This window comes from Pseudotabrizicola algicola (assembly GCF_010915705.1).
Classification (GTDB): domain Bacteria; phylum Pseudomonadota; class Alphaproteobacteria; order Rhodobacterales; family Rhodobacteraceae; genus Pseudotabrizicola; species Pseudotabrizicola algicola.
In genome coordinates this window covers 1-12,017 of sequence record NZ_JAAIKE010000007.1, presented here as the reverse complement: position 1 = coordinate 12,017, position 12,017 = coordinate 1, and the positions used below count along the sequence as shown (strand labels likewise).

General features: G+C 64.7%; 13 protein-coding genes. 9 read left to right on the top strand and 4 right to left on the bottom strand.

Annotated features, from left to right (window positions below):
- Positions 1–58: 58 nt before the first annotated feature.
- On the bottom strand, positions 59–748 hold the full coding sequence (gene pyrF, locus G3572_RS17275; protein WP_164614241.1) for an orotidine-5'-phosphate decarboxylase: 690 nt from the start codon (positions 746–748) through the stop codon (positions 59–61).
- Between the two features lie 86 nt (positions 749–834).
- Here pyrF and G3572_RS17270 point away from each other — a divergent pair, with 86 nt between their 5' ends.
- The 4 genes from G3572_RS17270 (at position 835) to G3572_RS17255 (ending at position 4,110) form a co-directional block, all read left to right on the top strand.
- Entirely contained in the window at positions 835–1,713 is an 879-nt protein-coding gene (locus G3572_RS17270; protein WP_164614239.1) for an ROK family protein, read from the top strand.
- A complete protein-coding gene (locus tag G3572_RS17265) occupies positions 1,710–2,435 on the top strand; it encodes a copper homeostasis protein CutC (protein WP_164614237.1) in 726 nt (241 codons plus the stop codon). Before G3572_RS17270 ends, G3572_RS17265 begins: the two co-directional genes overlap by 4 nt.
- 71 nt (positions 2,436–2,506) lie before the next feature.
- Positions 2,507–3,280, top strand: coding sequence for a hypothetical protein (locus tag G3572_RS17260; RefSeq protein ID WP_164614235.1), 774 nt, complete (start codon positions 2,507–2,509; stop codon positions 3,278–3,280).
- Entirely contained in the window at positions 3,277–4,110 is an 834-nt protein-coding gene (locus G3572_RS17255) for a TolB family protein (protein WP_164614233.1), read from the top strand. The genes G3572_RS17260 and G3572_RS17255 overlap by 4 nt, the downstream gene beginning before the upstream one ends.
- Here G3572_RS17255 and G3572_RS17250 read toward each other — a convergent pair.
- A complete protein-coding gene (locus tag G3572_RS17250) occupies positions 4,107–4,526 on the bottom strand; it encodes a hypothetical protein (protein ID WP_164614231.1) in 420 nt (139 codons plus the stop codon). The two genes, G3572_RS17255 and G3572_RS17250, sit on opposite strands and share 4 nt — an antisense overlap.
- Before the next feature lie 370 nt (positions 4,527–4,896).
- Between G3572_RS17250 and clpB the strand changes: the two genes are divergently transcribed.
- From clpB to G3572_RS17235, 3 genes are all read left to right on the top strand, one after another.
- Positions 4,897–7,509, top strand: coding sequence for an ATP-dependent chaperone ClpB (gene clpB / locus G3572_RS17245; protein ID WP_164614229.1), 2,613 nt, complete (start codon positions 4,897–4,899; stop codon positions 7,507–7,509).
- 181 nt (positions 7,510–7,690) lie between these two features.
- Complete coding sequence (locus tag G3572_RS17240; protein WP_164614227.1) at positions 7,691–7,969, top strand: type II toxin-antitoxin system RelE/ParE family toxin; 279 nt, start codon at positions 7,691–7,693, stop codon at positions 7,967–7,969.
- Positions 7,941–8,246 carry a HigA family addiction module antitoxin gene (locus G3572_RS17235; RefSeq protein WP_164614225.1) on the top strand — a complete coding sequence of 102 codons (306 nt, stop codon included), beginning with the start codon at positions 7,941–7,943 and terminating at the stop codon, positions 8,244–8,246. The genes G3572_RS17240 and G3572_RS17235 overlap by 29 nt, the downstream gene beginning before the upstream one ends.
- Positions 8,247–8,309: 63 nt before the next feature.
- Here G3572_RS17235 and G3572_RS17230 read toward each other — a convergent pair whose 3' ends face one another.
- Positions 8,310–9,137 carry a ParB/RepB/Spo0J family partition protein gene (locus G3572_RS17230; protein ID WP_164614223.1) on the bottom strand — a complete coding sequence of 276 codons (828 nt, stop codon included), beginning with the start codon at positions 9,135–9,137 and terminating at the stop codon, positions 8,310–8,312.
- A gap of 98 nt (positions 9,138–9,235) precedes the next feature.
- On the bottom strand, positions 9,236–9,721 hold the full coding sequence (locus G3572_RS17225; RefSeq protein WP_164614220.1) for a fasciclin domain-containing protein: 486 nt from the start codon (positions 9,719–9,721) through the stop codon (positions 9,236–9,238).
- A gap of 295 nt (positions 9,722–10,016) precedes the next feature.
- On the opposite strand from G3572_RS17225, the gene msrP reads away from it, so the two are divergent.
- Positions 10,017–10,919, top strand: coding sequence for a protein-methionine-sulfoxide reductase catalytic subunit MsrP (gene msrP, locus G3572_RS17220; RefSeq protein WP_164614218.1), 903 nt, complete (start codon positions 10,017–10,019; stop codon positions 10,917–10,919).
- A 2-nt stretch (positions 10,920–10,921) separates the two neighbouring features.
- The gene (gene msrQ, locus G3572_RS17215) at positions 10,922–11,542 is read left to right on the top strand and encodes a protein-methionine-sulfoxide reductase heme-binding subunit MsrQ (RefSeq protein ID WP_164614216.1); all 621 of its coding nucleotides are present in this window, start codon (positions 10,922–10,924) and stop codon (positions 11,540–11,542) included.
- Positions 11,543–12,017 lie beyond the last annotated feature (475 nt).

The window sequence follows — 12,017 nt, the reverse complement described above, 5'->3', positions numbered from 1 at the left end:
GTGCAAGTGAAGCCTTGATGACGCGAGAGGTGCAGGCGGTTTCGCTACCCGCCCGATGTCAGGCCAGTTCGGCCAGCACGCGGCGCGCTGCCTCGGCAGGGTCTTTCGCCTGCCAGATCGGGCGACCCACCACGATGTGGTCGGCGCCATCGGCGATCGCCTGCGCCGGAGTGGCAATGCGTTTCTGGTCACCGCTGGCGCTGCCTGCGGGCCGGATACCGGGGGTGACAATCAGCTTGCCCGCCGCTTCGGGCAGGGCGCGGATGGCTGCCGCCTCTTGCGGGCTGGCGATCACGCCATCCGCCCCTGCGGCAAGCGCGCGGGCGGCCCGTTCGAGCGTGATGGCGTGGATATCTCCCGGCTTGATGCAGTTGTCGTCCAGATCGGCGCGGTCGAGCGAGGTGAGGATGGTCACCGCAAGGATCTTGAGCCCGGTGCCGCCCTTGCCTTCCTGCGCGGCGCGCACAACCTGCGGGTCGCCATGCACGGTCAGGAAGTCGAGATCATATTGCGCGATGCCGCGCACTGCGGCTTCGACCGTGGCCCCGATGTCGAAGAGCTTCATGTCCAGAAAGATGCGCTTGCCCTGCTCCTGCTTCAACTCGTTGGCAAGGGCAAAGCCGCCGCCGGTCAGCATGCCGAGCCCGATCTTGTAGAAACTGGCGGCATCCCCGATGCGGGCCGCAAGCTCCAGCCCCTGAACGACATTCGGCACATCAAGCGCCACGATCAGGCGATCATCGGACATGGGCGGCTCCTTTGCTGGGTGCAACGCGTCTTGCGGCGATGGGCAAGTGGTGTCAAGCCATAGCAGGGCGGAATTGGAGGAACGCGATGATCCTGTGCTTTGACATCGGCGGCTCTCGGATCAAGGCGGCCTTGGCGCAGGGGGATCGGCTGACGCCTTTGGGCGAAACCGCCACACCGTGCGATGATTTCGGGGCCTTTCTGGCGGCGCTGTCGGCCTTTGCTGCGGGTCATGCCCTGCGCGGCGTGTCGATTGCGATTGCGGGTGTGGTGGCTCCGGAAAGCGGGCGCATCAAGGTGGCGAATATCCCCTGCGCCGATGGCCGTGTGCTGGCAGACGAGATTTCCGCCGCGCTGCGCCTGCCGGTTCTGGTGCTGAACGATGCCGATTGTTTTGCCTTGGCCGAACAGCGGCAGGGCGCGGGACGCGGGCATCGCACTGTCTTTGGTGTCATCCTTGGCACGGGCGTGGGTGGCGGGTTGGTGATCGACGGGCGGCTCGTGCAGGGCGCGGGCGGCTATGCGGGGGAATGGGGGCATGGCCCGGTGGTGCCTGCGCCCTGGAACCTGCCTTGCGGCTGCGGGCTGAACGGCTGTGTCGATGCTGTTTGCGGGGCTCGGGGGCTTGAGAAGCTTCACCACGGGTTGCATGGGGTTTCGGCCCCTTCGACGGTGATACTGTCGGATTGGCAGGCTGGACAGGTGCAGGCGGGCGAGACGGTGGCGCTTTGGCTTGATCTGATCACGCCGCCGCTGGCCTTGGTGATGAATGTGGTTGGCGCATCGGTGGTGCCTGTCGGCGGCGGGCTGTCCAATGTGCCTGCGTTGCTCGGCGCGCTTGACCAGCGTCTGCGGGCGGCGATCCTGCGCCAGACCGATGCAGCGCTGATCGTGCCCGCGCAATGCCGCCCCGAGCCTGGGCTGGTCGGTGCTGCCGAAGCCGGATGGGAGGCCTTTGGACCATGAACACATTGATCGAGATTTGCGTCGATACCACCGAAGGCCTGGCAGAGGCGATCAGGGGCGGGGCAGGGCGGATCGAGTTGTGCTCGGCGCTTGATCTTGGCGGGCTGACGCCGTCGGTCGGAATGATGCGGCGGGCGGCGGGGGCGGGGGTGCCGATCTATGCGATGATCCGCCCGCGTGCAGGAGATTTCGTCTGGACCCCGGACGAGATCGCGGTGATGGAAGCCGATATCGAAGCGGCTTCGGCCTGCGGGATGCAGGGTGTCGTGCTGGGCGCCAGCAGGCCCGACGGGCGGCTTGATACCGATGTGCTGGGGCTGCTTATCGGGCGGGCCAAGCACATGGGGCTGACCCTGCACCGCTGCTTTGATCTGGTGCCTGACTTTCCGGCGGCGCTGGAGCAGGCGATAGAGCTTGGCTTTCAGCGGGTGCTGACAAGCGGCGGCGCGCTTACCGCAGCGGAAGGCGCGGCACGGCTGGCCGATCTGATCGCGCAGGCGCGCGGGCGCATCATCGTGATGCCGGGGGCGGGCATCAGCGCCGAGTCTCTGGGCGCGTTTCACGCGGTGCCACTGCGCGAGGTGCACGCCTCTTGCTCGTCCTCTGTCATCGACTCGGGGCGCCTTGTCGATTTGGGCTTTGCCGCCCGCATCCGGCGGCGCACCGATGGCGGGCGTCTGCGGGCCTTGCGCGCCGCATTGGCAGAGCGTGAAACCGCTTGACGCGCATGGCTTGACGCAACGGCCCGAAAGGCGGAGTCTTCGCGAAAAAGCACAGGCACAGCGAGGCTGACATGGATTTCACGGTAACCTTTGACCGCCCCGAGGAAGGGCCGCGCTCTGGCCCGCTGACGGTCGGATGGTTCCTGACATCGGACAAGGGTGCGGTGATGTATGACCCGCCCGAACGGATCATTTTCCGGCAGACCAACAAGAGCCATGCCAAAAGCGCCAGCCGCTGCCCCGCCGTGATCCAGCTGGAGAGCCGCTACTTCATGGTGAAATGCCCGTTCGACATTCACATCGGGTTCAGGCGTGACGAAAAGGGCAAGGCGCATCTCGTCAACCGTCTGGGTGTGGCAAGCCCGGTGCGTGCCAGCAAGCTGGGTGATCTGCTGACGCTGGTGAATGAGGCGGAGTGGCGTTATCCCGACCGCCCCACCATCCAGTTGATGCTGCCCTATTGCTTCATCGCTGACGAGATGTGCTACATCACCCAGCTTGGCACCTTCGCGCATTACCGCAAGGACCCGCTGCCCGGCACCATCTTCGGTGGGCGCTTTCCGCTGAACGTCTGGCCGCGCCCGTTGATGTGGGCCTTTGAATGGCACGAGCCCGAAAAGGACATCATCCTGAAGCGCGGCGAGCCGCTGTTCTATTGCCAGTTTGAGGGCGATGACCCCAGTCGCGCGGTGCAGGTGGTCGAGGCGGAACGCACGCCCGAACTTGCGGCCTATATGGAAAAGATCGGCGGCGTGGTGAATTACGTCAACCAGACCTTCGGGCTGTTCAAGGCGGCCGAGGCGATGCGCCCGGCCAAGCTGCTCAAGCCCAAGGTGCGGGAATGAGATCCTCGCTGGAAATATGGGACATGGCGCGGGGACAGGCCCGTGTGGTCTTGCAGACCGACTGCCATATCGAGGCGCCGAACTGGTCACCCTGCGGCAGTTATCTGCTGGTCAATGGTGAAGGCAGGTTGTTTCGCGTTCCGCTTGACGCGCCCGCCTTGCAGGCGGTCGATCTGGAGGGCGTCGGGCGGCTGAACAACGATCACGGCATTTCACCTGATGGCAAGACGTGGGTGATCTCAAGCCATCATCGCGGCGCAGGGTCCGAGATCTATCTGGTGCCAGCGGGCGGGGGCATGCCGCAGCGCGTTTCGCCCGAAGCGCCCAGTTGGTGGCATGGCTGGTCGCCCGATGGCCGCACGCTGGCCTATGTCGCGGCGCGGGGCGGCTCGCGCGTGATTGATGTTTACACCTTGCCGGTTGATGGCGGGACCGAGCGGCGGCTGACCAATGGCGAGGGGCATTGCGATGGCCCCGATTACAGCCCTGATGGCCATGCCATCTATTACAACTGTGACCGCGACGGACATGCCCAGATCTGGGTGATGGCATCAGATGGCACCGATCAGCGCAAACTGTTTGCCGATAATTTCGTAAACTGGTTTCCGCACCCCTCGCCTTGCGGGCAGCATGTCATCTACCTCGCCTATCCGCCCGGCACGCTGGGCCACCCTGCCGATCTGCCGGTTGCCATCTGCCGGATGGACCCGGATGGCGGCAATCGGCAGCGGTTGATCGAGATGAACGGCGGCCAAGGCACGATGAATGTGCCGAACTGGGCCCCTGACGGCAGCGCCTTTGCCTATGTGCGCTATGCCCTGCCGGGTTAGCTTTCCGGCGCTTCCGACTTGAGGGGCGGCGGGGTGGTCACGGTGCCATCTTGCGCCCAGACCGACACATGACGCGGATCGCCCCAGACCGAGACATGCACCTCGGGGCCATATCCGGGGGCGCTCAGATGCTCTGGCGTCAGCCCGACGATGCGCACCCGCAGCAATTCATTGCGCTCGACCGCCGGGGCAATCAGGGCCGTTGCCTGCGGCCCGAGCATGCCGACAAGCACAGTCACCTGCCGCGGAAACACCCCCAGAAACTTGCGGCTGAGCCGTGCAAACACGCCTATCCGCCCATTGGGAAGCTGATGAAGTTCCGCTTCGCTGCCGATCGAAAGTCCGGTGCGCGCGACATTTACCGCTATTTCATGCACGGCGGCCTTGTGGATCAGGGGTTGCAACAGGTCATACATGACAGGCCCTTTCTCGGCGTGGGCAATCCGGCTGCTCTCCCGCCTGCCCGTTCTTTCGGCTGACTGTCGGGGTTGCGACGCAGCGCCGCAACCCGTGGCGTCCTGTCTGGCCAAGGCCAAGCCCGATCCCGCCGATTGCCGGGCCGGTTTTCGGCGGATTCGTTCCGGCGCGGTCTGCCTTTGGGCAAGGTTGCTCGCTTTGTGGTTGACTCGTGTCCGTCGCTCCCTGCCCGCGCCAAAGGGAATCTGCACGCGTCCCTTGTGGCAATCTTGCATCAAGCTCTGTGACATCCCATCTTTCTGATGAGGCCGAGGTTCCGTGTGCCGATGTCGGGCGCGGGCAAGCGGTGCTAACATAGGAGAATGACCGATGAACCTGGAAAAGTTCACGGAACGCTCGCGCGGGTTCCTTCAAGCCGCGCAAACCATTGCCATGCGGGAAAACCATCAGCGCCTGACGGCCGAGCATCTGCTCAAGGCCATCATGGATGATGAGCAGGGGATGGCCGCCAATCTGATCCGCCGCTCGGGTGGAGAGCCCGCTCGGGTGAGTGATGCCGTCGAGGCTGCGCTGAAAAAGATGCCGCGCGTCTCGGGCGATGCGCAGCCGTTTACCGATGCTTCGCTTGTCAAGGTGCTCGACGAGTCCGAGAAACTGGCCAAGAAGGCGGGTGACAGTTTCGTTCCCGTGGAACGCATCCTGATGGCACTTGCCTTGGTGCCGGGGGCTGCGAAAACCTGTCTTGATGCGGGCGCTGTCACGCCACAAAAGCTTAACGCCGCGATCAATGACATCCGCAAAGGCCGCACTGCCGATACGGCCAGTGCCGAGCAGGGCTATGATGCCCTCAAGAAATATGCCCGCGACCTGACCGAAGCCGCGTCCGAGGGGAAGATCGACCCCATCATCGGACGCGATGAGGAAATCCGCCGCGCCATGCAGGTGTTGAGCCGCCGCACCAAGAACAATCCCGTTCTGATCGGCGAACCCGGCGTCGGGAAAACCGCCATCGCCGAAGGGCTGGCCCTGCGCATCGTGAACGGCGATGTGCCTGAATCCCTGCGCAACAAGAAGCTGATGGCGCTCGACATGGGCGCGCTGATTGCGGGCGCGAAGTATCGGGGTGAGTTCGAGGAACGCCTGAAGGCTGTGCTGAACGAGGTCACTGCCGCCGAGGGCGAGATCATCCTGTTCATCGACGAGATGCACACGCTTGTTGGTGCCGGGAAATCTGACGGTGCAATGGATGCCGCGAACCTGATCAAGCCTGCCTTGGCGCGGGGCGAGTTGCATTGCGTTGGTGCGACCACGCTTGATGAATACCGCAAGTATGTGGAAAAGGATGCGGCCCTCGCCCGCCGTTTCCAGCCGGTGATGGTGAACGAGCCCACGGTCGAGGATACGATCAGCATCCTGCGCGGGATCAAGGAAAAGTATGAACTGCACCACGGGGTGCGGATTTCCGACTCGGCCCTGGTGGCGGCGGCAACGCTGTCTCATCGCTACATCACCGACCGTTTCCTGCCCGACAAGGCCATCGACCTTGTGGATGAGGCCGCCAGCCGGTTGCGGATGGAGGTGGACAGCAAGCCGGAAGAACTGGATCAACTGGACCGCCAGATCCTGCAGCTGCAGATCGAATCCGAGGCCCTGAAGAAAGAGGATGATGCCGCCAGCCGGGATCGTCTGGAAAAACTCGAAAAGGAGTTGGCCGACCTGAAAGAGCAGTCTGACTCGATGTCTGCCAAATGGCAGGCCGAGCGGGATTCGCTCGAGGCGGCGCGCGACCTGAAGGAGCATCTTGACCGCGCGAGGGCCGAGCTTGAGCAGGCCAAGCGGGACGGTGACTTCGGCAAGGCCGGTGAGCTGCAGTACGGGCGTATTCCGGGGTTGGAGAAATCGCTGGCCGAGGCCGAAGCGCGCGAAGGGGATGCCCTGGTGTCCGAAGCGGTCCGCCCCGAGCAGATTGCCGAGGTGGTGGAGCGCTGGACGGGCATTCCGACCACGAAGATGCTGGAAGGCGAGCGCGAGAAGCTGCTGCGGATGGAGGAAGAGCTTGGCAAGCGGGTGGTGGGCCAGCAGGCGGCACTGGTTGCCGTGGCCAATGCCGTGCGCCGGGCGCGGGCGGGGTTGAACGACGAGAACCGCCCGCTCGGGTCCTTCCTCTTCCTCGGGCCCACGGGCGTGGGGAAAACCGAGCTGACCAAGGCGGTGGCGGAGTATCTGTTCGACGATGACTCGGCGATGGTCCGCATCGACATGTCGGAGTTCATGGAGAAACACTCGGTCGCCCGGCTGATCGGCGCGCCTCCGGGCTATGTCGGTTATGACGAGGGCGGCGTGCTGACCGAAGCGGTGCGGCGCCGGCCCTATCAGGTCGTGCTGTTCGACGAGGTGGAAAAGGCGCATCCGGACGTCTTCAACGTGCTCTTGCAGGTGCTGGATGACGGGGTGCTGACGGACGGGCAGGGGCGGACGGTGGACTTCAAGCAGACGCTCATCATCCTCACCTCGAACCTCGGGGCGCGGGCCTTGTCGGAGCTGCCGGAAGGGGCGGATCAGGGGGGCGCTCGCGCCGAGGTGATGGAGGCGGTCCGCCAGCACTTCCGGCCGGAGTTCCTGAACCGGCTGGACGAGCAGGTGATCTTCGACCGGCTGAACCGCGCCGATATGGCGGGGATCGTGCTGATCCAGATGAAGCGGCTGGAGAAGCGGCTGGCCTCGCGGAAGATCACGCTGGAGCTGGACGATGCCGCGCGGGCCTGGCTGGCGGAGGAAGGGTATGACCCGGTCTTCGGGGCGCGGCCGCTGAAGCGGGTCATCCAGCGGCACCTGCAGGACCCGCTGGCCGAGATGATCCTGTCGGGCGACGTGCTGGACGGGTCCACCGTGGTGGTCGGGGCGGGGCCGGAGGGGCTGATCATCGGCGACCGCGTCTCGGCCTCGCGCCGGGCCCGTCCGGTGGAGGCCGTGATCCACTGACCCTTGGCCGGGGACTCACCCCTGCCCGCACCCTCCCCCTGTGTTACAGGGGGAGGGTTTATTTGTTTTCAATGGGTTAGGGGTGTGGGATTAGGGTGTTGTTAAGGTTTGGGGGGTATCTTTCTGCCAGCCCCCCCTGAGACAGCTTGAAAATGGAGGCAATACATGATACGTAACGCGTATGATTGCTAGCTTCGCCGACAAGCGCACCGAAAAGCTGTTCCGGCTGGAACGGGTGCCGGCGTTTCAGGCGGTGGAACGGGCGGCACTGCGCAAATTGGCGATGCTGCACGCAGCAGTGACGGTTGAGGATTTGCGGATGCCGCCGGGCAATCGGCTGGAGGCGCTGTCAGGCGACCGCGCCGGGCAATGGTCTATCCGCATCAATGACCAGTGGCGGCTGTGTTTCAGATGGGAAGGGAACGACGCACATGACGTTGAAATCTGCGACTATCACTGACGCGCAGACGCTGGACCCCGTGCATCCGGGGGAAGTGCTGGGTGAGGAATTTCTGGCCCCGATGGGCCTGAGCGCCGCCGAACTGGCACGGCGCGTGGGCGTCCCTGCCAACCGGATCAGCGAAATCGTGGCCGGACGGCGCAGCGTTACAGGCGACACCGCCTTGCGGCTTGCCGCCGCGCTGGGCACCAGTGCTGAATTCTGGATGAATTTGCAGAAGGGCTGGGAGTTGGCGGTGGCGCGGCGGGCTTGGGCAGGGGGTGTGGAGCGGGTTTGAGCGGGCGAGGCGCAATTTGGCAATCATTGGGGGCGAGAGGCTTAGCTTTCGTGGAAGCCCCCCTCACTCACTCCCAAACCACCGCTCCACATAATCCATCACGTCATCCATCATGCCGCCCCGCCTTGCCTCTGGCCCCGAAAACCGCAGGGCGTAGCCGTGTTGGGTGAGTTCTCGGCGGATGGTCAGGCCTTTTTTCAGGTGCAGGAGGCGGCGGGGGCGGGGGGAGTCGCCTGTGGACTTGGAGGTGGTGCTTTCGGTCAGGATGGGCAGCATCGCCTGCCATTGGGTTTCCATGCCGGGCGATTTCAGCGGGGCGAGGGCGGCGCGCAGCAGGTTTTCCCAGCCGGACCGCAGGGCGGTGGCGAGGCGGTCGAGCCTGCGGCTGGAGAGGGTTTCGGGCTGTGACAGGATATCCCCCAGTGCCTCGACCACCTCGGCATGGCCGCGCATGCGGTGGTGGCTCTGGCGCGAGAGATGCGGGAACAGGCCCCGGATCGCGGCGTCGGGGGTGGGGAAGTGGCCTTCGTCGACGGTGGCGAGGACGAGGCGGGCCTTTTCCCACGGGGTGATCTGGCTGCGGATTTCATTTTCGCCCACCATCTCGGCCATCGCCTGTGCGAGCGTTTCGGGCGTGCGCAGGAAGGCTTGCACCTCTGTGAGGCCAAGGCGGCGCAGGGCGGCGGTGCGGCGGTAGCCGGAGATCAGGCCGTAGAGGAAGGGCGGGCGCGGGGCTTGCAGCATCCAGACCTCTATCGGCTGGCGCAGGCCGCTGAGCGCGATGGAGCGGGCGAGTTGATCGAGCTCCTGCGGGTCGAGCGCGGTGCGGTCGCGCGGCAGGGCCTCGGTGTCGATCTGGTTCAGGTTCAGGGTGTGGAGCGTCGGTGTCATGCTGGCCCTTTCGCGGACGGGCCTGTGAGCATGGAGCGCTTTGGTTAAGCGGATGTGGGGGGCGCGCGCGGCGCCCCCCGTCGGCCGGATGGCCGTGATTACATCGGCGGCATGATGACGGCGTCGATCACGTGGATCACGCCGTTGGAGGCTTCGATGTCGGCGGTGGTGATGTTGGCGCCGTTGACCTTGGCGCCGCCCTCGAGGGTGATGGTGACCTCGGCCCCGTTGACGGTGGCGGCGGTCAGGCCCTCGGAGAGATCGGTCGACATGACCTTGCCCGGCACGACGTGGTAGGTGAGGATCGCGGTCAGCTGCTCGAGGTTCTCGGGCAGCAGGAGCGAGTCGACGGTGCCTGCGGGCAGGGCGGCGAAGGCCTCATCGGTCGGCGCGAAGACGGTGAAGGGGCCTTCGCCCTTCAGCGTGTCGACCAGACCGGCGGCGGTCACGGCGGCCACCAGCGTGTTGAAGGTGCCTGCGCCGACAGCGGTGTCGACGATGTCCTTGGGGCCGTGGCTGTCGGCGAAGGACGGTGCTGCGAAGGCAAGGGCGGTCGTCATGGCAAGAAAGGTTCTGCGGATCATAGGTCACTCCCGTTTGATCATCGCCTTGATTGGCCTGCCGTATATGGTCCGGAATGGCGATCGGATCAGGGCTACGACTGCGTGAGGCGGGCTTGCCCTGCGGTGCGGGCGCGCTAAGCCGCGGGTGCGGGCGGTTTCCAGTCAAAAACCTGTGATGCAAGGTGAGGTTGTGTGACCGGTTCCGGCGCGCGTCGCGGCCCGTGTTGCAGCCCTTCCCGCCAATGTGAGCAGCTTTGCTTTGATTTTTCCGCAGAGGCGGCCAAGTTGTTGCGAGGGGCCACAGGGGAGACAGGCTATGCGGGGATTGAACTGGTCGGATGTGACGCCGAAGGCGCAATGGCTGAACCGGCGGCAGGTGATGGCGGGGGCGGCGGCGGGGCTGATCGCCACGCCGGCTGCGGCGAAGATCGAGGCGGCAAAGAGCCGGTATTCGACCGATGCGACGCCGAACACCTTTTCCGAAATCACCACCTACAACAATTTCTACGAGTTCGGGCTCGACAAGGGTGACCCCGCCCGCAATGCCCGCCTGCTGACGACGGACCCGTGGTCGGTTCAGATCGGCGGTCTGGTGGACCGGCCCGGCACCTATGATCTGGCCGATATCCTCAAGGACGCCCCGCTGGAGGAGCGCATCTACCGCTTCCGCTGCGTCGAGGCCTGGTCGATGGTGATTCCGTGGATCGGGTTCGAGCTTGGCCATCTGCTGGCGAAGGTCGGCGTGCAGCCGGGGGCGAAGTATGTGGCCTTCGAGACGCTGGTGCGCCCCGAGGAGATGCCCGGGCAGATGACCCGCAGTCTGGATTGGCCCTATCGCGAGGGGCTGCGGCTGGACGAGGCGATGCACCCGCTGACCATTCTGGCGACGGGTCTGTATGGCGAGCCGATGCCCAACCAGAACGGCGCGCCGATCCGTCTGGTGGTGCCGTGGAAATACGGGTTCAAGTCGATCAAGTCGATCGTCAGCATCCGCCTGACCGACACCCAGCCACAGACGACATGGAACATGCAGAACCCGCGCGAATACGGCTTTTACAGCAATGTGAACCCGACGGTGGACCACCCCCGCTGGAGCCAGGCCAGCGAACGGCGCGTCGGCGCGGGCATCTTTGCCGGACGCGAGGATACGCTGATGTTCAACGGCTATGATGAGGTGGCCAGCCTCTATGCCGGGATGGACCTGAGCAAGGACTATTGACCATGCAGCTTTCCGCCCCGTCCCTGACCGAGCGCGCGAATGCGCTGGCACGCCGCGTGCCGACGGGGCTGGTCTGGGTGGCGGCGGTGCTGCCCTTTGTCTGGCTGGTCTGGGCCGCCGCCACCGGCGGCCTCGGGGCCGATCCGGTGAAGGCGATCGAACTGAAGCTCGGCCTCTGGGGGTTGCAGTTCCTGCTCGCCTCCTTGTGCATCACGCCGCTGCGCCTGATCGGCCTGAACCTGATCCGCTTTCGCCGCGCGCTGGGCGTGATGGCCTTCTTCTATATAGCGATGCACTTTCTGGCCTGGGTCGTGCTCGACATGGGGCTGCGCGGCGACGAGATCCTGCGCGATCTCTACAAGCGGCCCTATATCATCCTTGGCATGATCGGTCTGCTGGCGATGATCCCGCTGGCGCTGACCTCGACCAATGCGGCGATCCGGCGACTCGGGCCACTGGCATGGCGACGGCTGCACCGGCTCGCCTATGTGGCGGCGGTGGTGGGCGCGGCGCATTTCGTGGTTCTGGTGAAGGGCTGGCCGAGCGAGCCGCTGCTTTATGCGGCTGCCGTAGCGGCAGTTCTGGCGCTGCGGCTGCCCCTGTTCCGTGGCTCCGGACGGTGAGTCTGTGGATAAGCCCCGCACCGGGCAAGAGGGCGATGCTGCAGGCGCAAGATTGTTGCCGCAGTGCAGGATCTCTTGTGGTAAAAATTGCGCCAACCCCCAGATTTTGAGTGTTTTTCGGGCTATGTGAAAAAAATGCGACGGGCCGATGTTTTTCCCCTTGCGGCTCCCTGCGTCCGTCCGTAAATACCGCCTCACCGAAGCGAAACAGCGACGGTGACGGACGGAAGCGAAGACAGCAGGTTGCGGAAACGCAGAGCGGTTGACGGAAACGAAGTTCGGAAATTCTGAAGATGCGGCGGTTCGGGTAACGCTAAGGAATTAGCGCCTCGAGTTTGTTTTGTCTTCACGCTCTTTGAAAATTTGATGAATGAAGGGATATGTGGGCGGTTTGGGCGCATCGGCGTCTGACTGTTTGCATATCGGCCAGGTAGGGTTTTTGCCCGATGATCCTGGTGAAAGCTTCACGGTTTGT